The sequence below is a fragment of the Lysinibacillus sp. FSL K6-1151 genome, from assembly GCF_038630755.1.
Taxonomy (GTDB): Bacteria; Bacillota; Bacilli; order Bacillales_A; family Planococcaceae; genus Lysinibacillus; species Lysinibacillus fusiformis_D.
Window position 1 is genome coordinate 2,935,432 of the sequence record NZ_CP152040.1, and the last position, 23,612, is coordinate 2,959,043.

26 protein-coding genes and 2 pseudogenes are annotated in these 23,612 nt (G+C 34.0%); 2 read left to right on the top strand and 26 right to left on the bottom strand.

What is annotated here, in order from left to right:
* Nucleotides 1-194: 194 nt before the first annotated feature.
* The 14 genes from MHI04_RS14115 to MHI04_RS14180 all read right to left on the bottom strand — a co-directional run bounded on the left by MHI04_RS14115 (nucleotide 195) and on the right by MHI04_RS14180 (nucleotide 9,899).
* Entirely contained in the window at nucleotides 195-446 is a 252-nt protein-coding gene (locus MHI04_RS14115; RefSeq protein WP_271910288.1) for a hypothetical protein, read from the bottom strand.
* Nucleotides 447-508: 62 nt separating this feature from the next.
* Nucleotides 509-1,018: a hypothetical protein gene (locus MHI04_RS14120; RefSeq protein WP_340811530.1), complete on the bottom strand. Its 510-nt coding sequence runs from the start codon at nucleotides 1,016-1,018 to the stop codon at nucleotides 509-511.
* 368 nt (nucleotides 1,019-1,386) lie between these two features.
* On the bottom strand, nucleotides 1,387-2,091 hold the full coding sequence (locus MHI04_RS14125; RefSeq protein WP_340811532.1) for an Imm3 family immunity protein: 705 nt from the start codon (nucleotides 2,089-2,091) through the stop codon (nucleotides 1,387-1,389).
* A 233-nt stretch (nucleotides 2,092-2,324) separates the two neighbouring features.
* Nucleotides 2,325-2,945 (bottom strand): pentapeptide repeat-containing protein, encoded by a 621-nt coding sequence (locus MHI04_RS14130; RefSeq protein ID WP_340811534.1) that lies wholly within the window; start codon nucleotides 2,943-2,945, stop codon nucleotides 2,325-2,327.
* A gap of 369 nt (nucleotides 2,946-3,314) precedes the next feature.
* Nucleotides 3,315-3,695 (bottom strand): hypothetical protein, encoded by a 381-nt coding sequence (locus MHI04_RS14135; RefSeq protein WP_340811536.1) that lies wholly within the window; start codon nucleotides 3,693-3,695, stop codon nucleotides 3,315-3,317.
* Nucleotides 3,696-3,832: 137 nt separating this feature from the next.
* The gene (locus MHI04_RS14140; RefSeq protein ID WP_340811538.1) at nucleotides 3,833-4,150 is read right to left on the bottom strand and encodes a hypothetical protein; all 318 of its coding nucleotides are present in this window, start codon (nucleotides 4,148-4,150) and stop codon (nucleotides 3,833-3,835) included.
* A 201-nt stretch (nucleotides 4,151-4,351) separates the two neighbouring features.
* Complete coding sequence (locus MHI04_RS14145; RefSeq protein ID WP_342534954.1) at nucleotides 4,352-4,780, bottom strand: hypothetical protein; 429 nt, start codon at nucleotides 4,778-4,780, stop codon at nucleotides 4,352-4,354.
* A gap of 233 nt (nucleotides 4,781-5,013) precedes the next feature.
* The gene (locus MHI04_RS14150; protein ID WP_340811541.1) at nucleotides 5,014-5,316 is read right to left on the bottom strand and encodes a hypothetical protein; all 303 of its coding nucleotides are present in this window, start codon (nucleotides 5,314-5,316) and stop codon (nucleotides 5,014-5,016) included.
* 724 nt (nucleotides 5,317-6,040) lie between these two features.
* Nucleotides 6,041-6,520, bottom strand: a complete 480-nt coding sequence (locus tag MHI04_RS14155) for a DUF2247 family protein (RefSeq protein ID WP_340811543.1) — start codon at nucleotides 6,518-6,520, stop codon at nucleotides 6,041-6,043.
* A gap of 230 nt (nucleotides 6,521-6,750) precedes the next feature.
* Nucleotides 6,751-7,200, bottom strand: coding sequence for an SUKH-3 domain-containing protein (locus tag MHI04_RS14160; protein WP_342534955.1), 450 nt, complete (start codon nucleotides 7,198-7,200; stop codon nucleotides 6,751-6,753).
* Nucleotides 7,201-7,301: 101 nt separating this feature from the next.
* Nucleotides 7,302-7,586 (bottom strand): hypothetical protein, encoded by a 285-nt coding sequence (locus MHI04_RS14165; RefSeq protein ID WP_340811546.1) that lies wholly within the window; start codon nucleotides 7,584-7,586, stop codon nucleotides 7,302-7,304.
* 195 nt (nucleotides 7,587-7,781) lie between these two features.
* Nucleotides 7,782-8,195, bottom strand: a complete 414-nt coding sequence (locus tag MHI04_RS14170; protein ID WP_340811548.1) for a hypothetical protein — start codon at nucleotides 8,193-8,195, stop codon at nucleotides 7,782-7,784.
* A 193-nt stretch (nucleotides 8,196-8,388) separates the two neighbouring features.
* Entirely contained in the window at nucleotides 8,389-9,240 is an 852-nt protein-coding gene (locus MHI04_RS14175) for a hypothetical protein (RefSeq protein ID WP_271910305.1), read from the bottom strand.
* 236 nt (nucleotides 9,241-9,476) lie between these two features.
* Entirely contained in the window at nucleotides 9,477-9,899 is a 423-nt protein-coding gene (locus MHI04_RS14180; protein ID WP_271910306.1) for a hypothetical protein, read from the bottom strand.
* 1,040 nt (nucleotides 9,900-10,939) lie between these two features.
* Between MHI04_RS14180 and MHI04_RS14185 the strand changes: the two genes are divergently transcribed.
* A protein-coding gene (locus MHI04_RS14185) for an IS3 family transposase (protein ID WP_340811550.1) occupies nucleotides 10,940-12,270 on the top strand; the annotation gives its coding sequence in 2 pieces (ribosomal slippage) (nucleotides 10,940-11,318 and nucleotides 11,318-12,270; 1,332 coding nt in all).
* Nucleotides 12,271-12,586: 316 nt separating this feature from the next.
* Here the strand turns inward: MHI04_RS14185 and MHI04_RS14190 are convergent.
* The 10 genes and pseudogenes from MHI04_RS14190 to MHI04_RS14235 form a co-directional block, all read right to left on the bottom strand.
* Nucleotides 12,587-13,066 (bottom strand): immunity protein YezG family protein, encoded by a 480-nt coding sequence (locus MHI04_RS14190; RefSeq protein ID WP_340811552.1) that lies wholly within the window; start codon nucleotides 13,064-13,066, stop codon nucleotides 12,587-12,589.
* 4 nt (nucleotides 13,067-13,070) lie between these two features.
* Nucleotides 13,071-13,556 (bottom strand): annotated as a pseudogene (locus tag MHI04_RS14195) (DNA/RNA non-specific endonuclease); the annotation flags it as partial.
* 1,529 nt (nucleotides 13,557-15,085) lie between these two features.
* Nucleotides 15,086-15,319 (bottom strand): hypothetical protein, encoded by a 234-nt coding sequence (locus MHI04_RS14200; protein ID WP_244504883.1) that lies wholly within the window; start codon nucleotides 15,317-15,319, stop codon nucleotides 15,086-15,088.
* 68 nt (nucleotides 15,320-15,387) lie between these two features.
* On the bottom strand, nucleotides 15,388-15,741 hold the full coding sequence (locus MHI04_RS14205) for a hypothetical protein (RefSeq protein WP_036150223.1): 354 nt from the start codon (nucleotides 15,739-15,741) through the stop codon (nucleotides 15,388-15,390).
* Nucleotides 15,742-15,757: 16 nt separating this feature from the next.
* A complete protein-coding gene (locus MHI04_RS14210) occupies nucleotides 15,758-17,080 on the bottom strand; it encodes a hypothetical protein (protein WP_340811555.1) in 1,323 nt (440 codons plus the stop codon).
* Nucleotides 17,080-17,349, bottom strand: a complete 270-nt coding sequence (locus MHI04_RS14215; RefSeq protein WP_340811557.1) for a hypothetical protein — start codon at nucleotides 17,347-17,349, stop codon at nucleotides 17,080-17,082. Before MHI04_RS14215 ends, MHI04_RS14210 begins: the two co-directional genes overlap by 1 nt.
* Before the next feature lie 689 nt (nucleotides 17,350-18,038).
* Complete coding sequence (locus tag MHI04_RS14220; protein ID WP_248716456.1) at nucleotides 18,039-18,458, bottom strand: hypothetical protein; 420 nt, start codon at nucleotides 18,456-18,458, stop codon at nucleotides 18,039-18,041.
* A 13-nt stretch (nucleotides 18,459-18,471) separates the two neighbouring features.
* Entirely contained in the window at nucleotides 18,472-18,801 is a 330-nt protein-coding gene (locus tag MHI04_RS14225) for a hypothetical protein (RefSeq protein ID WP_342534956.1), read from the bottom strand.
* 72 nt (nucleotides 18,802-18,873) lie between these two features.
* Nucleotides 18,874-20,109 carry an IS110 family transposase gene (locus MHI04_RS14230; protein ID WP_340811640.1) on the bottom strand — a complete coding sequence of 412 codons (1,236 nt, stop codon included), beginning with the start codon at nucleotides 20,107-20,109 and terminating at the stop codon, nucleotides 18,874-18,876.
* A 148-nt stretch (nucleotides 20,110-20,257) separates the two neighbouring features.
* Nucleotides 20,258-21,039, bottom strand: a pseudogene (locus MHI04_RS14235) (recombinase family protein).
* Between the two features lie 208 nt (nucleotides 21,040-21,247).
* On the opposite strand from MHI04_RS14235, the gene MHI04_RS14240 reads away from it, so the two are divergent.
* A complete protein-coding gene (locus MHI04_RS14240; protein ID WP_340811642.1) occupies nucleotides 21,248-21,463 on the top strand; it encodes a helix-turn-helix transcriptional regulator in 216 nt (71 codons plus the stop codon).
* Here the strand turns inward: MHI04_RS14240 and MHI04_RS14245 are convergent.
* Both MHI04_RS14245 and MHI04_RS14250 read right to left on the bottom strand, forming a co-directional pair.
* A complete protein-coding gene (locus MHI04_RS14245) occupies nucleotides 21,460-22,281 on the bottom strand; it encodes a replication initiation protein (protein ID WP_340811644.1) in 822 nt (273 codons plus the stop codon). The genes MHI04_RS14240 and MHI04_RS14245 overlap by 4 nt on opposite strands.
* Before the next feature lie 870 nt (nucleotides 22,282-23,151).
* A complete protein-coding gene (locus tag MHI04_RS14250) occupies nucleotides 23,152-23,595 on the bottom strand; it encodes a hypothetical protein (protein WP_340811646.1) in 444 nt (147 codons plus the stop codon).
* Between the last annotated feature and the right edge of the window lie 17 nt (nucleotides 23,596-23,612).

Here is a 23,612-nt window from a genome sequence, read left to right on the forward strand (position 1 = left end):
AACATTTAAACATAATTCCATTAGACTTATTCTTAATAATGCCAGTTCTTATTACATTCACCGTCAAATCTAAAAACCGCTATAAATCTCCCATTGTATTAACCACTTTGAATTTTCATTCTAAAGCCGTCTTGTTTTTACCCATAACAAAAAAACTTAGATGGCATATAGCTGATCAAGTTATTTTTTAGCTGCTATGATTCGAAAGTTGTTCTATCAGGGAACACACCACCCTCTTTTACTAGGCAAACTGCCAATCTTTGAGCAGCTCTATCATAATAAAACTTAGATGGAAAATTATTACCTGAGATAGCTTCTAACTCGAAAAACTTTCTAGTAAATTTATTTAGCTCAATTTTCCCCATAACATTTTCATTAGGTCCGAATCTGTAAACCACAGTTTCATTATCTTCACATTCTTTTAGTAATAAAACGTATGATGCCATCTTTCTTCCTCCTCAGATGGATACCTAGGGCTCGCTCAGGTTCTACTATTCTATTAAACCATTCATAATCCTGTTTCATAATCTTCTATCAAATGTGACCAATATCCTTCTGCTTCCTTCATTGCTATGGGATCAATTTGCTCATACACCTTCCTCAACTCAATGGCATAGTTATATGAAGTGTATACACCTTCTTTTTTCATTTGCATTGATATTTCCTGCCTAATCAAATGAAACAAGAAGAACGTTCTTACATTCTGATTAAGCGTATAAATTAAAGGATGATGTAAGGAAGAACTAGTAAAAAGCTCATCGCTCCCTTCTTTTAAATAAAGTCCGTATTCATTAGACGCACAATGTCCCACTTTGATAAATGGCACTTCTCTAATCGCAGTTTTTGAGAAGTTGTTAAATTCATAGAATTCAAAATCACCAAATTCTTTTGGCACTCCGATATCTTTCATAAAACTGGCATTTGTAACACTTATCCCAAAATCAACCAATTCGTTGAAATCATAGTTTCGTGTTTCTGAATCATAATATGCTCGTAGCTCTAGGATATCAAAATCCATACTTTCACTCCTTACTTAATTGCTTTCATACTATTTTATTGTAGGATTTTTTGATTAGCCTCCATATACTTGTAGCTATACTATTGACACTGGTTTCGTTTGTAAGGACTGTCGGGTATAGGGGCGTTTTGTTTCTTTGACCATTTGCTTTATTTAACTTGTATGTGAATAAGCTTCTTACTTCCAGTGTAACCTCTTCCCAATATCTGCTTTGAGAATGCTTCATAGCTTTCTTCCAATTAACTTCTTCAACAATGGTGCTACTAGTGCTAACCTCATTAAAATTCCCTCAATTTAAAAACCAAACCCTATCAATAATTTGTCAATAATCATTTGTTGCATCCTTGCATTAAGTTTTAGGGTTAAAACTAACTAGTAATCATGTTTAGTTTGGTTAAAACGTGTTTAATTCGTTCGGATAACTTTTCTTGTTCTTCTTTCGTAAGTTGTTCATCCGTTATATCTGCAATACTAAACGATTGCAGTTCATGTTTTACCCCTTTAATACCAAGTACATCTGTTAATTCATGATTATATAAACTCTCGGCTAGTGTTGTATAAATAATAAACTTTTCACTATTAGTATTTTTACATTCCCTCTTAAATCGATGTAAGACACTTGAAATAATGGATTCAAAACTTTCGCTTTTTTTTATATAAACGTCAATAAATTTTCGGGCTTCTTCGTTTAGTTCATTATAATACCAACAAACTCTTTGGTAATAATTCACTGGCTTTTTTTTCAATTCTTGCAAAACATATTCTTTCCGGTAAATTAAATTGTTCCATTGTTCAAAGGTTAAACTATTTTCTTGTTTGATTGCTTTGAAATCTATTTCCTTTAATGAGTGTTCAATATAATTCATGAAAGAATATGAAATTTTTTCATGGGTTAATGTAATTTCTGAAATTATTATACAAAACATCGCTTTATCTGTTTCACTTTTTTTGGCTAACATGTCATATTCATTCAATGTTCTTGCAATCGCCTCCCCTTTACTCATTTTTTCTCCTAATAAATCATTGTAATCTTCTAAAATATATTCTTCATATTCTTCATAACTATAAACCATAAGAACCCTCCTGATATTTTGGTCATTTATTATTATCACCATTATACTTAAATGGTCATATATCGATATTTCTTATCAAACTGTAATTTCTTCCTTTGACTTCTTTAATAGGCAAAAAAGGTTCATTCCAAACTCATAATTCAAGTTGGAATAAACCTTTGAAAGTTTATCAAATGGCTGTCAGTTTAAAAGTGTTTGTTTGATTGAAAAGTATTTGCATATCTTCTTAAATTCTACTCATCGTTCAATTTGTTCAAACTGTTGTTTTGTATCCAAATCCTTGCTTCTTTACCCATTAGCATTATTGGTTTTTCTGGGGTTCCAATATTGATACTTTTTATAAAGGCCTCTTCTATTCCACAAATTCCTGTTAATATAGCCCCGTTTAGCAAAACTCTTTCAAACATTGCTAATCGTATATCAGCATTTAATAAAACTGCTTCACGAAAATCAGCCCCGTCAAAAAGACCAGCTACTAAATTAGCGTCTGATAAATCAGCTTTAACAAACACTGTTTCAATACATTCACTATCAGCAAGCCTAGCACCTTTAATATCAGCATTTGTGAAGTCTACATATGAGACATTAGATTTACCAAAGTCTGCTCCTTCTAAATTGGCAGATATAAAAGTTGATGAACATAGTAAAGATGAAGAGATATCCTTGTTATTTAAATCCATGCCATCAAAGATACAATCTGTTATATACGCTTGGTCTAGTGGATACGGGGACAAATCCACATTTCGCAAATCAATCTCATCTATACCTAGTTTTTCTCCTTGTTCCCCAATAGTTTCAATCCAAAGACGGTGCGACTCTAATTGAATGATAATTTCTTTGATATCAGTTGTCATACGAACCTCCCTTATAGATACCAAATAACCTCATTCGTTACCCCAACTTTCTCTATGCCTTTTTTAAATGGGGAATTATGTCTTGAGCGGATCTGTTTTTTCATGTTCTATAATGGCTTGTTTACTTTTCTGTCACACTGCCTTCTAGACCATTATTAGCATTTTGAGACCTTCACTTGTACTCTTCGTTTAGTAATCCTGATTAACATAATCTCACCTATTCTCCCTCTTATTAGTATTTAAATAACATCTCCTGATGAACTGTCTTTATGAGTTATTAATACAAATTCAAGGATATTTTTTAATGTACTATATTTTTATTTATCGCCAGTAATTTGTTATCTCCATTAGTCTGTACGTACTCCTTTATTATATTTGAACTAATGACAACACTTCAAAGCTGGCACAGTAAAACTTAATGATGTTATTCTCATAATCTTCTACTAAATAATTATTTGGTAATTCAAAACCTTTATCTTTCAAACTATTAATTCTAAAGCCTGTTATTTGATTAGAACTATTTCCAAATCCTAATAAATCTAAAGTAGTAACATCATTAAACTTCATTTTCAAAATAAACTTCCTATTATCTAGCTCTAATAAAAAGCTAACTTCTAAAAATGAAACTTGGTCATAATAAGAATTGTATCCAATATAATAGTGGAAATCAGCAATACATTTGATATCTGTTGTTTTAAAAGAAGGAATTTTATTTTCTAACTCTGTTCCTTCATACCACTCATTTATCATTTCACTTTCTCCTACACTGTAATCTTATCATTTACTTCTTTAAAAGCACTTGTCGCCTTGTTATAGACAATCAAGTGCTTTAAGTAAATTACAAATCCTACTATACTTTTTGTTAGATAAAAAATACCTTTACAAAGTTACGTGTCAAATCCAATTACAATCCATTCATCTACATAACTCCAAAAATTAATATTATATTTGGGCTTTAATTTTGCAGACCAAAAGGTAGCATTGTTATCATCACAATTTGTATAATCTATAGCTATGTAGCTCCCCATACCATTAGAGAAAAAGCCAAAAGATGAATCTAGGTTAATTTTGATAGGTTCTTCTAAATCATCAATAATACTCCATTCAATTGGTATTACATCATCATCAAGTTTACCAATTTCATCCATTGTTAATATACGAACATTTTCATTGTACTTTTTTAAATATGTAAGTTTTTGCACCATCTACTGATGATCTCCCTTTTTATTTAATTCATTAAAATCATCTCGTAAAGTTTTATGATGTATTTAAACTGTCCACTTTTTCATTGCCATTTCCTTCAGTCTAAATCGAGTAGAATTCCTCTTAAGCAAATGCTTTGTTATCTTATTGGACATCGTTCTCTTAGTAGGGAATGTCTACAAGTACTCGTTTACAAATGCCTCTTATTTGAAATTCTCCAAACCATGGTATGGATTTAGTATGTTTTCTCCTACTTCATTGATTGTTTCTTGTATTTCTTGAAGTATTGCTTTATCAATGTCTTGTCTTTGGCTAATAGAATCTTTAATTTCTTGAAAGCATTTTTTTAAACCCAAGTTTACAACAATCGACAAAATAATATCTACATCATCATATGATTCAGTATTCCACAAATCACAAAGAACTCCATCAACATTAGCTCTTATGTCAGCATGTAATAACTCATAAGTCAGCACTTGCCTGTCCATTAATTGACTCAGTATCTGTAAAAATACATTTTTATCAATCTTATTAGATGAAAAATCATTTAAAACATCTCGAAATAATGAAGCTAGTTCATTTACTGATAAAAATTCTGGCAATTTTCGGTATTCCTCTAAATTCATCATCATTTCCCCCTGTATCGGTACAGGAATATCATTTAAAGTTTGATTTTTTGTCCAAGTACTGCCTGATTGTTTATTACCTATCTTTAGTAGAGCATTTTATAGTAAATGAGATGCTGGCCCAGAATATTACTTAGAGCAACAGGTTAGGAGCACGCCATCTAATAATGAAAGTTTATTTACCAGATAAGGATAATATATACTTCTCCCCTTTTAGGAGTGTGATTTATACCTCCAATTTAATCCATGTACCCCTCAGCAATTTGTATACTTCTCTTTAGATTTAAATCTGGGTATCTTTGATCTAGGGAGTATAGTAATTCAATATACACTTTACTTTGTAAATTATATGCCACTTCTTCAAAAATTTCACTTAAAAATGAAAGTTCTATTTTTGTACAAATCTGTAAAAATTTCAGAGTTAAGTTTTCATCTTCACTAAGTAAAACAACTAGTTCTTCCCATTTTTGATTAATTCTTGGGTCATTATCATCTAGTAATGCTCGTGCACCTAAGATTGCTCTAATTTTTTCTTCAAACATTATTAATGCTCCTCTTTAAAATAACAAATGAAACAAAATCTTGGATTAAGCCGAATTAACAAAACCTTCCACCTAATCACTTAGTTATCTAATTCCAGCAATATGGGGCCTTTGCACCTTTATTTACCCATTTTCCAGCTGTCACTGCATTACCCACCACTGGAGTCGTAGTCTCTGAGGAGAAGGTCACATTGACCTGATCACCCCTTTCCTTAAATACTACCTTAACCTAGCGGATCAACCGTAATATTCGGATCTCCAACATATCCATACAATGTCGGATTATTTTTTTCGAGCCCATTCGATTAGGTATATATTTCCATATTGAATAGCTTTGACAAAGTCCTCTTATGCCTTCCCTTTGTCCTGGATACGGATGTTTTAAGGAATTACATAACTTTCTTTAGTTTTAATTCCAAACGTTTCTTTCATATATGTATTTGAAGGCATATGTTAACCCTTTATATCGCCTTTTGATTTACTTGGATATTTTCCAAATTACCTATTCTTTAACACACTTCAAAGTAATGAATCGCTAGTTTGTGATATATTTGCTTCTTATTCTATATACTTTTTTTATAATGTTCTTTCATTTCATCACAAACATTTTTATCGCTACCCTTAGTTACTTCAACAGTTTTACTATTTACCCTCTATTTTTATTAGTTCTTCCATAAGCGTGCATTCCTAGTAGTGTTTTGAAGTGCGGTGTGATTTTATAATATTAACTAAATCTCACACCCTCTAATTTTAGAAATTGATCAAACCTAGTTACCATATCTTCTTTAGTTGTTGGAACTTCTTGAGGCATATAATTAATAAAACTCTCCATATCTTCTGGGTAGTGATGATTTCCATAAAACGCTGCAATTTTATTTAATAATTCATTATCTTCTTTACAGCTATCTTTTATTCCAGATAAACAAACAAATCTGAGTTTTCTATTCTCCTCTACTAATATGCTGCTTTCTTCATCTAATTTGGGGAAATAAATCGTTTTTATTTCTGACATCACTTTATCTAAATTTTCACTAGATACGCCCCATGCAAGTTCACTTACAAACCCACTTGCAACACCAATCTCCATCAACTCTACCGCATAATCCGAAATAACGTCTTTAGTAAAATAATTTTCTCGGACACCTATAAAAATAGTTTTCCAGTCATACTGAATGTGACTATTTTTTAAATCTTTTAAGTTCAAATTATTCACCTCCTACTTTTTTGGAATTTCATTTAGTTACCCGTTATAACACCATTTTCAATGAATTCTTTGTGGCTCACTCCACCATTTGGTTCAACAATCCATTCAAAAACAACTTTTTTTGCCATTATTACTCCCTGTTATTTGATAAAAGTTCCTTTTAATCTTGTCCCCTTTTACCAGTTGGAACTCCTCCGCTAATCTTGACTATTATCACCTTGATTTTCTCATTACTCTTCATGTATTCCTTTAATCTCTCTCCCTTCACATAAATTGTTGAGAGCTTGATATATTCCGCAACCTATTTTCCAAATATAGTAATCATCTCGTACTGCGTAAACTTCCCCTGCTTTAGACATATACAATACTGCATTATCTCTAAAAGCAGTACCAATGACAACCAAATCCTCACCTATTATAACTTCATATCTTTTATAATGTCTTCTGTCTAAATCCCCCAGCCCTTCCTCCGGATCTATCACAAAATCATCCAATTTTCCATTATATTCATAGATACACTTTAATTCACCAAATTGCTCCAGTACCTCTTTTACGCAATCGAAAACGACATATCCTTTATCTGCTAGATATTTTACTTGTGAACTAATATCTTTTTTTCGGTCTGGTATCCATCCTGATTGCTTTAAGATTTTTATTGTTTTTATCGACAGTCTTTCCATACTAAACACCTTACTTTTTACCAAAAGGTAGAATCAACATTAAACTTCTCAAAAATTACTCTATTATTAATTTAGAATAAAGTTAAAATATGCCTAACCAACTAATTATTTTTTATAGTCATTTCCTCTGGTTTGTTAATATTTATCAGATAAATTGAATCAGAGCTAGAATATACTTTTAATAAGTTTTCTTCTAGCTCAAGTTTATTAAATGGATTGGAATCCGTTGAAAAGAATGCCCATATCAAATTATTATTCAGGTCAACATTAGCAACAAACCCTTCATTCCCCATACTACCTTCACCACAAATAAATATTTTATCATCATGCTGTAGAACTTTAGGATGTTTCTCAAACTCACACCAAATGTCTTCATGAAAAGACATTAAAGTCGGACAAAATTCCCCTTCTTTTTAAAATATCTCCCCTATAATAATGACAATCCCTTTCTTTTAAGATAGTCTGCCACAAAGTGTTTTAGTTTTTATTTTTCCAGAAATGATTTTCTATCTTTGACTTTTTTGTAGAAATTCAACATACTTTTTTGCTTGATTTGCATTAATACTCTCGCTCTTAAATTTTTATTTTGTATCTTTCAAATCTCCTTTCATCCAACTAATTATTATATCTTTTATTTTTTCCAAGTTATTATTATTTAATGTGCAAACTATCACTAACTCTTTCTGGCTACTATTGTCCATAGAGCTATTCATCCAATAATAAAATACATCCTCATGCTTAGAGCTCTCTTGGATAATTTTTATTATTTTATTCTCTTTTTTTGATTTTGCTGAAAATATCGGATTTCCATCCATCATTTTTTTTCCATTACTGAAGGTAGTATTATAGTAGGGGCATATCCAATCACTTCCATCAATATTCTCTCTATGTAACAACATAAAAAACATATCAATCCAATATTTTTCTAAAGCTGTATACACATCTTCCTTATCCATGTAATTAACAAAGTAATGAAGCCTATTACTATTTTCCACAACACTTCCCCCAGCATCTTTAATAAACTTACGAGCCCTATCTAATTCGTTTTTCCTTATTTTTTTGTCCTTCTTGCTCTCATTATTATGTATTTTTAAATTTTCCTTACTTGTTGTTCTCTTGAAAACCCCAGACTTAACAAGCTTCCTTTCTCGATAAAATAAATTCCTTTAAATTTTAGACCCCAATAATTCATTTCTGGTCAATTCTAACTTTTGCACCTAACGACATAAAATAGTTAGCTAAAACTAGTGTATTTTCCCCATGTCCCTCACCTATTAGAAACCCATTACTAGTTAATCGGTTTCGTATCTCATCGAGTGATAGTCCTGTTTCTTTTTTTAATGCTAGGATCACTTTTGATTTATTTTTACCCGGATCATCAAGATACACATAATATTTTTTTACTTTTTCTTTAATGCGTTGCTCAATTGGAGTAAAATTTTCTGTTGATTTCATAATGGGAAGAAATCTACATATATTTCTAATTTCTTCATCACTTAATTTAATTTTCCACTCTTTCTCCATTAGCTCATAGAAATTAGATTGATATTCTCCGACTTTATAGTATCTATCATCATGTTTATCAAGCCAAACAGACAAAAAAAAGTCGAACTTTTCGAGTGAATCTACTAGGAGTTTTGGAGAAAACTCTTCTCCAACATCACCATAATAAATTGGAGTTTCAACTTTACTAATATCTGCAATTACTGGATTCCCACTCCAATTGGAGATAATAATCCAATTTTCATTCCATTTCATTTTTTCTGAAATATCTTTCCAACCTTTTTCATCTCTAATAAATCGATAACCTTCTAAAGCGACTAGTAGATTTTCCATACCGACTATATAGAAGTCGTTCGTCCAATAAAACAATATGTCTTTAGATTTTGGTAAACCACTGTACCATTTCAAAAGGGCTTGGCTTAAAAGAGGGAGTTTAAAAATCTTTTCTAACTCCCCTTTCGTTTCTGTAGATGTTCCTAAACATCTAACCTTACTGCTATTTTCATACTTAGAAATTGCATGAGCTAGGTACTTCACTGCTTTTTATAGCTCCCTCCACTGTTATATTTCTCATTGCTTGTCAATCAATTAGTCGACCAGAGTTACATTAGTATCGTTTTGTCTATGACCTCTCTCACCATATAAAGGTTCATTATCAAGTAAGGAGAAACAACCATATTACCCATTTACTTTTTAATAAAATCCCATAATACCCTAAGACTGAAGTTACAAAATTAATCACTAGCAAAAAAACGCTTCTTTAACTAATAAACCTAACCTTCTAAACTTTTTAACCACTTATTATAGTAGCTGAACTGTTCTTCAATTTTTACAAACCTCAAACCATTGTCAAATTCAAATATATTAACTATATCTTTTAATCTAGCTGGCTTTCCTATTTTTAATTTATATGCTAAATGTCCGGTACCCATCGATAGTTGCATTTGAGATGGATAAACATTTAACGCAGCCCCATTACACATGACTTGTATATGTTTATCCTCTAGATGTTGTCGCAGGCTTTGAAGTGCCAGGAAAAAGTTATCATGTTCGACACTTATTGTGTCATCTAATATTAATAGTTCTATTAAAACCATTTCTTCTTCATCTGGAGATTCCTCATACAGTTTCAAAATACCATCAAATATTTTTCCGTCATTCATAGCAAGTTTTATAGTTTTACTTTCATAATTCAAAATATCACCTTCCATATAGTGGGGTAGGAGGTATTAAACATTCTAATTGTTCTGGACTGGCGAACGAGCCCCGAGTGATTTATTAACTTCAATATAATTAGAGGTTTTAATTTCATAAAAGTGACACCATTCCTAACAAAAAACATATGTAAAGGAGATTTTTGAGTTCTTCATTATATTTGTTTTGAAAGTAATAGTAAAAACTAATCGTACCGTGTTTAGCTATTAACTAATAAAATTATATAACCTATTCAGCTTCTCCCTTGCATAACTTCCAGCATATCAAACAATAACTTAATATTGTTATTTTTCTCTGTGTATCCAAAATGCACTGGACAGCAAAACTTTTGATCCTCCGAAACTGCACGTGCTTGCCCAGTTATAATTTTACACCAATTCTCCTATTTTTCCACTATCACCCATAAACCGCTTCTGAATTTGTCATAGCCACAGTTAAACCCTATCAAAAAAGTAAATAAATTAATGAGTCATTTTATCAGATTTCAATCCCATCTTTTTATAAATTCATTCCTAACATCCTCTGAGTTCAGCAACCTCGCCGAATAATTTTCAACTATTTCTGCTCATTCATCAGCAGAAATAGATATAAAAACTGTTATGTCATCTTTTTCATGACAAAAATATTATCTGGAAGGTTACAAGCGTTATGTATAGCAAGCGTTTTATTCGACACTCCTCTATGTTCGAAGCAAAAAAACCATTCCTACTCGTGGTTCAAGAGAGAATGATCTTTTGAAAATTTATTAAATATTCGAAGCATTTAGTAATTGACTTGTTCGTTGTATTGAACAGTCTTATTATCACTTTGCAAACCTACCACTTTTCATGTATTTTCGAAAGAAGGTTTACTTAAATCAATGTGAAATTTTCACAAATATAAAACAGCCTTTATCTTGTCCTGAACTGAACCCCGAATAGTGGACACTTTAAAAAAAGTGGACCTTATTCGGGGTTTTTCTATTTTCAACGTTTGAAAACCCCGTTATACTAACCATACCATTTATGAACGGGAGAACATCATGAGTAAAATAATTTTTAACGAACACCAACGCAGACAAATTGAAGCGAATCCAAATGTCGCCTCAGTATCCGACCGCTCAATTCAATATACAGCCGACTTTAAATTAAAAGCTGTCCAGGCAAATTTACAAGGAAAAGGTCCAGTCCAAATCTTCAGAGAAGCGGGATTTGACTTAGAGCTGATAGGAATTAAGAAAGCTAAAAGCGCAATTAGCCGTTGGAAGAAAACATATCAAACACATGGTAAGGAAGGTTTTTTAGAGGAACGTCGTGGAAAAGAGAGTACTGGTCGTCCACGCCTTGAAAACTTATCCGCAGAAAAGAAACTTGAGAAAGCGGAAGCGCGTATTCAACTGTTAGAGGCAGAGCTTCATCTGCTAAAAAAGCTCGACGAAATGGAAAGGCAGGCGAAAAAGAATCGTTTTTAACACCGAAAGAGAAATACCAAGCCATCAATGAAACAATTCGTTTCTATCAATTAAAAAAGATGACTCGTCACCTTTGTCAGGTAGCGAATGTCAGTCCAAGCGGCTATTATAAGTGGCTTCAAAATAAGGAGAAACACGCTTTACGTGAAGAAGCTGATTATCAAGATTACATCTTATTAAAATCAATTTATGATCAAGCGAAAGGCAAAATGGGTTATCGTGGATTTTATATGGCACTGGTAGATGTGCTGGACACACCGATGAACCATAAAAAGATTCTTCGTCTGATGCGTAAGTTCAATTTATATGCGAAAGTACGTCGTGCGAATCCGTATCGTCTGTTAGAAAAAGCAACAGAGGCGCATCGCCGTATACCGAACCATTTAAACCGAGCATTTAAGCAAGAAGAGCCAGGAAAAGTATTCTTAACAGATATTACGTATCTGCAATATAGAGGTGGTCAAAGGGCGTATTTATTATGCGTGAAAGATGTCGCAACACGAGAAATTGTAGCATACGAATTATCTACTACGTTAAAGATGTCCCTTGTCTATAAGACGCTTGAAAAGTTAAAAACACATCTAGAGGGCAATCTTCATCCAGAAGCGCTGATTCACTCGGACCAAGGTATTCATTATACACACCCAGAATATCAGCAGCGTGTAAAAGAAATGGGACTTTTTCAATCAATGTCCCGCAGAGGAAATTGTCTTGATAATGCGCCAATGGAATCGTTTTTCGGTCATTTCAAAGATGAAGTAGACTATAAACAAGCAGAAAGTTTGGCAGAATTACACACAATAGTGATGGACTATATGAACCATTATAATCACACACGAAAGCAATGGACATTAAAAAAGATGGCTCCGGCAACTTACCGAAGCCATCTCATTGCGGCTTAACCTAAAACTACATCCCTTTTTATTAAACTTTCTACCAAATAGGGTTCAGTTCACTAGTGTTGCTATTGACTCTTTTTATTTTATAAATTTGCTACTTTCAAATAATTTATTTTTAATAAAATAAATTCCATAGGTATATAATCAAAAAGTCACACATTTTCATTTCCAAAATACAATTTAATGCTTATCTCCAAAATCGTATTATCTAAGAGCTTTATACTCTCACAGTACCATATAAAACAAAATCTCTCATTTTATATTATCTACTGAAATATTAAGCTGTTAGGTTTTTAATATGTACTGCATATATATCCCCTCAATTATTATTTTCAAATTCCTTCATTTTATCAATTTTAATTCTGTCCCCTTCATCTTGTGGTATATTATTCAGATATTTACTTTCCCAATATTCCAACCTATCGGAAGGGCCAAAACTTGATTCTTTCCATTTAGTATAATCATATTCAATTTTTAACTTTCCTTCAGATGTAAGTTTCATGGTAATTGAAAACCAAGGATCTTGTCCATTATCTAAAAATACATTCTTCAAACTATTTGTTGTTTCTAATAATTTCCTCATTAAACCATTATATATCTGTAAATTGATATTGTACTTTTTTAAAATATCTCGGCAATAAACATAATATTCCTTATTTGTTGGTTTGTAAAAAAAGAAAACTCCTCCTTCTCCATTTTCCACCTCACCATTAAAATAAAATTCTTCCCAGTCTTCTGGTATTAATTCATTTATTGTTTCTGCTATTTTTCTATATAATACATTCATCTGTTCTTCCATTTTACTAACCTCCCGGTTGATTTAGTATTGTTCTAGTAACTTCTCTTTTATTTCCTATTTGGTAAGTTACTTCAAAAGAATCTGGTCGCATTGAATTCCCCGAGTATGTCGGATTAATTTGAACAGTAACTTTTTTCGGAGGTGTTTCTTTCAATGCATTTGCCCATTCTGTCTCCATATTGAACCATTCACCACCAGAACGGTTAATCTGGCTATTTTGTGGAACTAGGTTATCGATATCCTTTGGCCCTTTAAACTGTGCTCCTATTAAGTGTCCACCGTCGTCATCAGGTAATCGATCTTTTCCTCCCACTGTTCTCTGTGCGTATGCATTTCGTTCAGCTGTACCTAGTACAAGCGTTCCTTCACAATCGGTAATACGTCCATTGCTATCTGTACGATAAGTATAACCTTCTGGTGTTTTGTATTCTACATTTGGTTTTAAAACTTTTTTTCTACCATTCTTCGTGAAATGTTCACCGTAATTCACCGCTTTGGGAGAAGGCGTAGGTTGGGAATTAGACGGCTTCGGACTTGGAGTTGTTGTGTTTCTTCCTACTGTTCCTGTATCCTCCACGCGTCTAATGTCTCCACCTGCTCCTGCTAACTCCCACTGTTGTGGTGGTCGCAGCATCTGACGCAGTTGCTGTTTGACTTCGGCTACTTTGGTTTGTATCTGGGTTTTCACGTTCGCTACTTGCTTTTTGGCTTTTTCTACCACACGTCCTACTGGACCTTTCAGCACGTTTTGAACACCTTGACTGATACCCTTAACTACCCCGGCACCTTTTTTTACAAATTTTCCGCCTGTCGCCGCCCAGCCCACAATCGGAATCATCGCGCCAAAGGAGAGGGCTGCATTGACCTTATCACCTCTGGCCAGATAAATAAGACCATTCACGCCATCCGCTACTTCGCCGACACCTGGGATTAACCCTATTAAATCTAATCCTACTTGTAGCGTATCTAACAGATTTTTAGGTTTTACAGCATTTTTCACTACTTTGGTCGTCGCTTGAGCGGCTTTTTTTACAGCCGGTAGTACTTTTTCTTTGACTACCTGCTTCGTCTGTTTGACAGCGGCCTTTACCTGTTGCTTGGCCTTTGTCACAGTCGCCTTTGTTTTCTGTACCACCTTTTTCGTAGTCAAGACCGCTTTTTTAATGGCCTTCTTCGCCCGTTTGACCAATTTACTCTTGGATAAACTATTTTTCAGCTTCCGGGCCTTGGTAAAGAATTTCCCCCACTTCTTCTTTTTCTTCCTGCGCTTTTTCTTTTTCTTCTTTTTATTGGACTTTCGTTGTTTCTTCTTTGTCGAGCCCTTCTTTTTGGAAGATTTCTTGGAGCTTTTTCCTTTCGATCCTCCGCTCTTTCCTTTTTTCTTTCCACCTGGAGAGCCTACTTTTGGAATCATCCCCAGTAAGCTTCCCGCTAGTCCTAATAGACCCATTAGGGATCATCCCCATCATGTCTAGGGCGGAATCGAGGTCTGCTTCCTCTTGCGCAGAGACGGATACAGGGGCTTTAATTGAGCCATCCATCGTCACTACCTGTCCCTGGATATCGGTATTGCCATCAAATACAAGACTGCTGGAGCCGCAAGTAAAACGCATGAAGTCCGTTGCACTGAGGGCAATTTTCTTGCCAGGAAAGGTGAATGTGTCATTGGCTTTGATGAGTAATGGTGGCTTACTATGTACCGTGATACCACTGTCCTGCTGTAGTGGGATATACTGTCTATTATATATTATGATTTTGACCCAAGAATCTTATTATTTTAACCATAAAAAAACCTTGAAAGGTGTTAGCCAATCAAGGTTTGTTTGGTAATCAAAATAAATCTCTCTTGATACAAAATATCATTATTTGTTTCTTCGAAAGAAATAATGAGTTTAAATTAAATATTTTTTCGCATCAACTTTTAGTTTCAAAAACTTTGATACCCTAAATTTAATCCATGTGTTCCTCAGTAATCTGTATACTTCTCTTTAAATTTAAGTTTGGGTATCTTCCATCTAATCAATATAGTAATTCAGTATACTTTTTAGTTTGCAAATTAGATGCCACTTTTTCAAAAACCTCACTTAAAAATGAAAGTTCTATTTTTATACAAACCTGCAAAAAATTCAGAGTCAAATTTTCATCTCCGCTTAATAATATAATTAACTCTTCCCATCTTTGTTCAATTCTTGGATCATTATCATCTAGTAATGCTCGTGCACCTAAGATTGCTCTGACTTTGTCTTCAAACATTCTTTATACCTCCCTTTATAATTGAGGAGGGATTTAACATTATACATGAACTCACTATTACCATTAGTTCAATTATTCATGTTATTAACTATTCTTATCACAATTTCTTTGTCCCACTCATCAAGATTAGTCATTAATTCTTCATATTTCAATTTCGATTCAGGTGTATTTATAGTCCCAAGTGCCGCAATGCTATAATGGCCTATTGTATCAATACCGAAAAGTTTATTTACTTTCGGGTCTCTAAATTCACTAATCTCTACTAACCTCGATATAATTTTCTCATTACATAATTTTCTACTGACAATCTGATCTATAGCACTAACCAATACTTGATTATGATGAATATCCAAACATTTAATAATCTCTAGGTCGTTTAGTTTTCCCTCTCTAATTTCCCTTGATAAACTTAAAGGTTTCATTTCTCATTGCCTCCCTTTATTCATTTATAGGACCAAATGCATCTATCAAATACTGTCTTTCTTCCCTATAGTTGTTCCACAGTTGTTCAGCAAGAGCCTTGTTACCAATCCTTTCAGCCTCTTTGATTTCAACCATATACGCTCTTAGCTCCATAATAATTCTATTCTTGAACTCATAAGTAACTTCCAATTTTGGATACCCTTTTGACATATCATCTAAAAAATGTTGATACTCATGTCTCAAAGCACTTATTGATGCATTTTCATAAATATTTAATTGCCCCGGACCATTTCCTTTTGGTGCATACGCCATGATATCACGATCTAATATTCTTACTTCTACCCCCGCTTCCTTTGTTTTCTTAATAATACTTTCCCATTCTTCAGGATGTGAGAGACGTCCTGGACCATATATATCTCTAAATGGGTCAGCATCATTTTTCCCTAACATATGATCTGGTAACCTACTATTACCCGTACCCTTACTACTACTCGAACTGGTAGTAGACTTAACACTTGTTACTCCAGTCGAAGTCTTCCCTACTTTTGTTAGTGTTCCAACACCTTTTGTCCCAACGACAGCTGTAGCTGTATTTAGGGTTACTTTTGTTCCCCAGTATGCTCGTGAATAGTTATTACCATGAATAACATCTTTTTCAATAGAGTCTTCTATTGAACCAGCTATTGTTTTCACAGCTAGCAGTGGATCTGAAGCAAAATTTTTCAAACTGTTCAAACTGTCTGTTGTTTCTTTCACTACGCCTATCGGATCAGTTACTAATTTTTTTACATCATTGTAGGTGTTTTTAGCAACATCTACGGTTGCATCAAACTTTCCTTTAGATTTTTGGGTTTGTTGGAGGCCCATGTTAAACCCTGTCCGTAAGAATTTTTCTTTTTTAGACATATCCTTACTTATATTGAGTGGCTCCATTTTATCTAAAGACTTATAGACTTTGACAGCTTCTTTTGCGGCAGTTTTTACTTCCTTTACCGCTTGCTTTGTCTGGTTATAAACGGCTTTCGTTTTGTTTACTACTTGTTTATAGGTTTTCTTACCCGCTAGTACAGCACTTTTTACTACTTTCTTAAATTGCTTCGCTATTTTACTTTTACTTACTTTATTATAGAGCTTCCGGGCCTTGGTAAAGAATTTCCCCCACTTTTTCTTCTTTTTACTCGATTTCTTTTGTTTCTTCTTTGTCGAGCCCTTCTTTTTGGAGGATTTCTTGGAGCTTTTTCCTTTCGATCCTCCGCTCTTTCCTTTTTTCTTTCCACCTGGAGAGCCTACTTTTGGAATCATCCCCAGTAAGCTTCCCGCTAGTCCTAATAGACCCATTAGGCATCACCCCCACCAACAGGGATCATCCCCATCATGTCTAGGGCTGACTCAAGGTCTGCTTCTTCCTGCGAAGCGACTGATACAGGGGCTTTGATGGACCCTTCCATCGTGACAACCTGTCCCTGGATATCCGTATTGCCATCAAACACAAGACTACTGGAGCCACATGTGAAACGCATCGATTCAGCTGCACTCATAGATACACGTTTTCCAGCAAAGGTGATTGTGCCATTCGCTTTGACTAGTAGGGATGGCTTACTATGCACGGTGATACCGCTAAACTGACTATCCGCTATTTACCTAAAACTACTATCTATCCATTATAAATCTTTTTTTCACTTTATATTTCTTCACTCCAACATATAATTGTATGCCTGTACTTGTATAAAAATTAACACTTAGTACACTAATTAAATAATCGTAATCTTTTCAATTTACGTATTTAAACATGAAAAAGCACTTGTCGCCTGTTATAGACAATCAAGTGCTTTAAGTTTATAAATTTTCTAAGTTTATTAATATATTTGAAAGTTTTATAAGTTATTTTTATATCGACAGTATGACATCTTTTATACTACTTGGCAAGTGTAACGTTTAAACCCTTTAGCTTGTTTAATCTCGTGTGTTTGTTGCTTATGCCATCCATAAGGGGTCCTTGTAAATAAATTTCATCTCGCCTATTCTCGCTCTTATTGCTTAATTGTTAAAATAGCACTCCTTGATGGTCTAGCCTTCATGAGTTATTAATTCAAATTCAAGGATATCTTTAACTGTATACAATTAAAAAACTATTATTTCCTTGTTTATCACCACGAGCTTTGTCATTCTCGTTAGTTTGTTAGTTATTCCATATTTATACTACCCTTTCCATTAAAAGGTCTCGCCCAAATTTCGTTCTTTTCTCGCTATCCCTGTTCTTATTGCTCAATAAATCTTCCAGATTAAACTTGATATGTTATTTTAACTCATTAGTCTGCTTATCAAGTAATAGACAGGAGATTTTTTTCGCTCCAACAAAGTAATATTTTTCACTATCGAAACCCTCAGCAATGAACTTAAAAATATAATTACCTTTATCCACTTCAAATTTATCTGTTAAATTCTCTATTTCTTCCTCAGTAGCTAATCTAATTACGGGATATGATGTATCTGTTTTCCAGCCAAAAGGCAGAGAAACAAAGTGGACTTGCTCAAAATTAATCTCAATATTAACCTTCTTTGTGGTATTATCCAACCGGCCTATAATTGTTAAATCCCATCCATTTGATAAAGCAACATCAAAATCCATCCATAGCTCTTGAGAAGCATATTCATTGATTCGCGTTATTACTTGAAGTACTTCATTTTCATTCATAAAAAATCTTTGTTCACTCAATATTATCACTTCCTTATCTATTTAACTGAATATGCGTATCTCTTGCAGCCTCTTCATTAAATAAAGGGTTCGGCCGCCCATCTTTATGCGTTTCCTTTAATGTACTTTCATGGTGCCATTTCCTATTAGAATCCATATATTCTGTTCCGTTACCAGGCTTCTGTCTCCCCACTCTATAAATACTTCCCGATTTTCCATACTGAGTTTCAGCTTCGTGAGCTCTTATCTCGTATTTATAATCACCATCAACCCACTTTTCTTTGAATCTTCCCGGTAATTCATCTAGCCCTTGTCGCTTCATTACTTCATCTAAGAAATCTTCAGGGTTAGTTGTTTTAGTCAAATCGACTTTACCCGTACCCTATGTTGTAATCTTAAAATCCGCTAATAAAAAAACAACCTATCTAAAAGCCGATTAAACTACTTCTTTCTCTTTTACTTCGGGTAATTCGTAGGCTGTTTTATACTTCATCATGCCGTAAATAATGTTCACAAGCCTTCTCATAATGCAAACCAACGCTTGTCCTTTTGTCTTGCCTTCTTTAAGTTTACGTTGATAGTAAGCATGAAACACTGGGTTCCTAGGCAGTTTACTTCCTTTCGCTACTTGTACTTGTTGGACTGCTAGGTTATAAAATAAAGCGTGTAGTGCCCGATTTCCCTGTTTACTTTTATGTTCCTTGCCTTTCCCACCAGAGCCAAAGTAGACTGGTGCAATGCCCGCAAATCGTGCTAATTTGTTGGCATTTGGAAAACGTCTTACGTCACCAATCTCCGCAATTAAAGCAGATGCTGTTACAAGTTCAATGCCTGGCATGGATTCTAATTGAAAGTCTAGTAAGCCCATTAACGTTTTTAATTCTCTTTCCACCTTGCCCATTTCCTGCTTTCCAAATAAAATGTGGCGCACGATACTTTCTACCAAAAAATTTCGTGTTTCTTGATGCTCTTTTGTTGTGTTCCCGTCCTCCTTTACTAGCTTCAATATTTCATTTGCTTTTTTCACCGAACAAGTATTGTTGCTTACTTCTAATAAAAAAGTAGTCAACTGTTTTATACTCACACCTTCTAAACAAGATGGAGACGGGTATCGTTCCCAAAATGCCAATGCTGTTTTTCCATCTACTTCTGAAAAAAACTTTTTATAGCTTGGATAGTGGTGACTTAATTGAATATGTAGTTGGTTCTTTAAAGCACTTTGTGCCTTTACTAATGCATTTCTTCTACTGACCAGCTGTTGTATCGACCAATATAAATCATGTGGTTTAGCGTCTGGTAACTGCTCTAGTTTGTTCACCAAAATTCTGGCTACACATTCTGCATCCCAGCTATCACTTTTTTGTGTGGTCATGTGACTTTTGCGTTCGGCATATGAAAGAGCTGGGTTCACTTCTTTTACAATTTGTTCATGGTCTGCTAAATATTTAGCTAACGCTCTCCCATAACCCCCAACATCTTCTAAACCAAAAATGGGTGTCAAACCATCGTCCATATGTTTATAAATATCCCGTAAAAACGTTGAAAAAGCAGACGGTTTATTTTCAAACTTTATTTCATCTAGTTTCTCTTGCCAACAATTAATAATCACCGCCACATGGTGTTGCTTATGTAAGTCTACTCCCACATAAAAATGTTTCTGTCGTTCGTGCATTAACTTATCCTCCTATTCAATGGAATGAAAATGCCGGCAACCTTAGTTCGAGCGTTCACCAACTGGTGCGCATTGGTACGAAAGCCTATCCATTTTCACCGTTATATGAGGTTATATAAGTAAATGAGCCCCTTTTTTAAGTAACTTTTTAAATTATAGCCTCATGTTTGCCATTTGCTTGTATTTGTCCATATGTATAAATTCCCCGATAAAAGCTCTCACGATCTAAAATGCGCTTCACTTGCACTTTTGTAAATCGTTTCCCTTTCTCTGTTCGATGGCCTTCCATGTTGAGCTGTTCTGCCAATTTAGATAGTGACCAATGTTTAAAAAAATGTCTTAATTCAAATAGCCTCCGTACAACGATTGCTTTCTCCGTATCCACTTCTAATACTTTTCGCCCTTTCTGTACTGTATAACCAAACATGACACCGCCACCTGCATAGCCACCTTGTTCAGCTTTTTTCTTTCTGCCCCTACTTAGTTTCAATGCAATCTCTAATCGTTGATATTGGTCTAATAGCTCCAACATCCCATTCACTAAAAAATCATTTGGTTCATGTGTGTATATGCTGTAATTTGGCTGCTCAATCGCTTTCACATCTGCGTTATATTTTTCAACTCTCTTTGTATCAATACTTTTGCCATATCAGAGCGCCACAAACGAGACGTATTTAATACAATTACTTGGCTCACTTGGTGATATTCTATATCTGCCAATAGCTCTTGCAAGCCTTCTCGCTCAATAGTTAATCCATCTTCATCAACTGTCGCTCCACTGAGTCCTCTATCTTCGTATATGTGTAGCAGTTGTAGCTTATTTTCGTCACAATACCTTTCAATTTCTTCTACTTGATATGCTAAACTATATCCTTCACGTACTTGCCCTTCTGTTGAAACTCGTACATAACCAACTACTTTTTCTTTCATAATGCCCCTCCCGTTACAGCAATTAAAGTCCCTGTAACGCTTACCCGTTTTTTGCGGATAACTTGTGTGTAACGTCTATCCGTTACAACATACTGTACGACCTTACCCAAATTATGCACAACCCTTTATTTTACAGTCGTTTTTTCTCTAGTAGGGTCGTACACTATAAGTAACCGTTACAATCCAAAAAAGAGGTGGTGTTTTTATTATGTCTTCTACTATTCGTTTACGTCTCAATGAAATTTTAATTGAAAAACAAATGAGCCGTCGGCAACTTGCCAAGCAAACCTCATTGCGTCCTAATACCGTCAATGATTTATGTACACAACCCATACAACGTCTGCATATAAGTACCCTTTCAGCTTTGTGTGACACATTACATGTCTCTATCCAAGATCTACTTGTATTGGAGATGAACAATTAACTCACTCGAAGTACAGTTGAACTTGGTTCCTCTATTAATCTTTTCCATTCCCCCCTTACTAATTCGTCGAAGTCCAATCGATACTGATTCGTAAGGGTCTCTTTTATTTCTCTCCGTATATACTGCGTATACATATCTCTTCCATCTCGCATGCTAGCTACCCGTTCTCGATGCTTGTTTTTAAGTATTTGCCAATCTATCACTACAGCCGCAAAATAATGTTCATTCTGTTTTGGTGGATGTTTCATGAGGTCTTTAAGCATTACTTGCCCATTTACCTTGTACACCACTTCTATTCGGCTTAATTCATGTGCTAAATAAATTCCTTTATTCCTTGCTAGTTCTAGCCGTTTATCATAAATCCTACAGAAACCATTCCGTTTACGTTGGTCGCTTCTACCAAAATACCGTGTTGTATCAAAGTGTGTCATATTCCTCCGTGCATCTGTCGGTATCACCACTATATTTTCTAAACCAGTTTGTATATCATACGCTACATCACAGCTCACAAATTCTACTCGGCTTGCCCGCTTCCCTATCATCTCTAGTATTTCTCTGAAATGTGAGTAATGCTCTGGCCTTGTTTCAATCCTTAGGGTATGTAAGTGACCTTCTGTTTCTCTAAAGTTTTTAAAATATAGATGAATGTATACATCGTCACTTTTCCGCATGTGCAGTTCATAGCTATATGTTCCACTATAAATCTTCATTTTCACTTTATATTTCTGCACTCCCACCATATAAACACGTAAAAATGCCGAATGTGGTACATCCTTATAATCTATAACAAACTTATCTATCGAAACCTCTATTTCCATTGCCTGTTCTTCCCCTTGTATGCTAGTACTTGTATAAAATTTAACACTTAGTACACTAATTAAATAATCGTAATCTTTTTAATTTACGTATTTAAACATGAAAAAGCACTTGTCGCCTGTTATAGACAATCAAGTGCTTTAAGTTTATAAATTTTCTAAGTTTATTAATATATTTGCAAGTTTTATAAGTTATTTTAGTATTGACAGTATGACATCTTTTATACTACTTGGCAAGTGTAACGTTTAAACCCTTTAGCTTGTTTAATCTCGTGTGTTTCGCGATTATAACATCCATAAGTAATCCTTTTAAGTAAAATGTCATCTCGCCTATTCTCGCTCTTATTACATTAGCGCTACAATAGCACTTCTTGATGGCTCTGCCTTCATGAAGTCTCGATTCTCAAACAATTATTGTTCATTGGGTCCATTCTTTAATCTTTATTTCATTGTTCCTTCTTCTTCTCGATGGTGACAATATAGCCAAGTCAAGGTCTTATACTTTATCAATAAAAATTCTAGTACATACAATTTCCACATTTAATGGTGGCATTAAAATATTAGTGTAATCAGATGCTTACTATGTAATTCTACTCCGCTTCCCTGATTCAGCTTAGGAAAACGGTTGCCTCCTCCCTATCGCTTGTGATATTTTTTGCCATGTTTTATTTTCCCCTTTGATTTCTTTATGCAAAAAAAGTTTATTCCTAACTCATAGTTCAAGTTGGAATAAACCTTTTGAAAGTTTATGAAGCGTAGTTGTGAATAGAGTTTGCTTATAGCTTAGTGCATTCCTTAAATTCTACTCATTGTTCAAACTTTTATTTTGTAACCATTTCCATACTTCTTTACCGAGAAAAAGATTATAAATTATTATTTTTCCGCATTAGAACCTCTATATTCAATTTCAATAATTGCTTCTTTAGCAGTTTCTTTTATTTCTTCGCTCGAATGATTTAAAAACGACTCTAGGATAGTAACATATTTTTGTTTTCCTGAAAAACCTAGGAACGTCAAAACATATGTTAAATGTTCTTCATTAAAAGTTGATAGATATGGCAATAACAGATCCAATGAAATTTCAGAAGCAATGTCTTGATAAACTATACCGTTATGAATTGTATGAAGAATACTTTCTTTCAGTGCATTATCCTTTTCCAATGCAATATACGATAGTAGTAAATTAATACCTTCTATTATCTCAGGACTATCAAAACATCCGTATTCTAAAATATCTCCTATATCTTCAATATTTTTTTCTTTCTCAACTTTATCATCAAATAATAATATACTTTTTATTTTTTCAACTAATTTCATGTTCCTTCCTCTTCTCT

Excerpts from the sequence above, each read along its gene's own strand:
- MHI04_RS14210 (WP_340811555.1), bottom strand. The coding sequence starts at position 17,080 with ATGGGTCTATTAGGACTAGCGGGAAGCTTACTGGGGATGATTCCAAAA.
- MHI04_RS14165 (WP_340811546.1), bottom strand. The coding sequence starts at position 7,586 with ATGTCTTTTCATGAAGACATTTGGTGTGAGTTTGAGAAACATCCTAAA.
- MHI04_RS14250 (WP_340811646.1), bottom strand. The coding sequence starts at position 23,595 with ATGAAATTAGTTGAAAAAATAAAAAGTATATTATTATTTGATGATAAA.
- MHI04_RS14240 (WP_340811642.1), top strand. The coding sequence starts at position 21,248 with ATGTCTTCTACTATTCGTTTACGTCTCAATGAAATTTTAATTGAAAAA.
- MHI04_RS14160 (WP_342534955.1), bottom strand. The coding sequence starts at position 7,200 with ATGGAAAGACTGTCGATAAAAACAATAAAAATCTTAAAGCAATCAGGA.
- MHI04_RS14140 (WP_340811538.1), bottom strand. The coding sequence starts at position 4,150 with ATGGTGCAAAAACTTACATATTTAAAAAAGTACAATGAAAATGTTCGT.
- MHI04_RS14130 (WP_340811534.1), bottom strand. The coding sequence starts at position 2,945 with ATGACAACTGATATCAAAGAAATTATCATTCAATTAGAGTCGCACCGT.
- MHI04_RS14230 (WP_340811640.1), bottom strand. The coding sequence starts at position 20,109 with ATGCACGAACGACAGAAACATTTTTATGTGGGAGTAGACTTACATAAG.
- MHI04_RS14245 (WP_340811644.1), bottom strand. The coding sequence starts at position 22,281 with ATGGAAATAGAGGTTTCGATAGATAAGTTTGTTATAGATTATAAGGAT.
- MHI04_RS14190 (WP_340811552.1), bottom strand. The coding sequence starts at position 13,066 with ATGGAAGAACAGATGAATGTATTATATAGAAAAATAGCAGAAACAATA.
- MHI04_RS14115 (WP_271910288.1), bottom strand. The coding sequence starts at position 446 with ATGGCATCATACGTTTTATTACTAAAAGAATGTGAAGATAATGAAACT.
- MHI04_RS14125 (WP_340811532.1), bottom strand. The coding sequence starts at position 2,091 with ATGGTTTATAGTTATGAAGAATATGAAGAATATATTTTAGAAGATTAC.
- MHI04_RS14150 (WP_340811541.1), bottom strand. The coding sequence starts at position 5,316 with ATGTTTGAAGAAAAAATTAGAGCAATCTTAGGTGCACGAGCATTACTA.
- MHI04_RS14205 (WP_036150223.1), bottom strand. The coding sequence starts at position 15,741 with ATGAAACCTTTAAGTTTATCAAGGGAAATTAGAGAGGGAAAACTAAAC.
- MHI04_RS14200 (WP_244504883.1), bottom strand. The coding sequence starts at position 15,319 with ATGTTTGAAGACAAAGTCAGAGCAATCTTAGGTGCACGAGCATTACTA.
- MHI04_RS14145 (WP_342534954.1), bottom strand. The coding sequence starts at position 4,780 with ATGATGATGAATTTAGAGGAATACCGAAAATTGCCAGAATTTTTATCA.
- MHI04_RS14120 (WP_340811530.1), bottom strand. The coding sequence starts at position 1,018 with ATGGATTTTGATATCCTAGAGCTACGAGCATATTATGATTCAGAAACA.
- MHI04_RS14135 (WP_340811536.1), bottom strand. The coding sequence starts at position 3,695 with ATGATAAATGAGTGGTATGAAGGAACAGAGTTAGAAAATAAAATTCCT.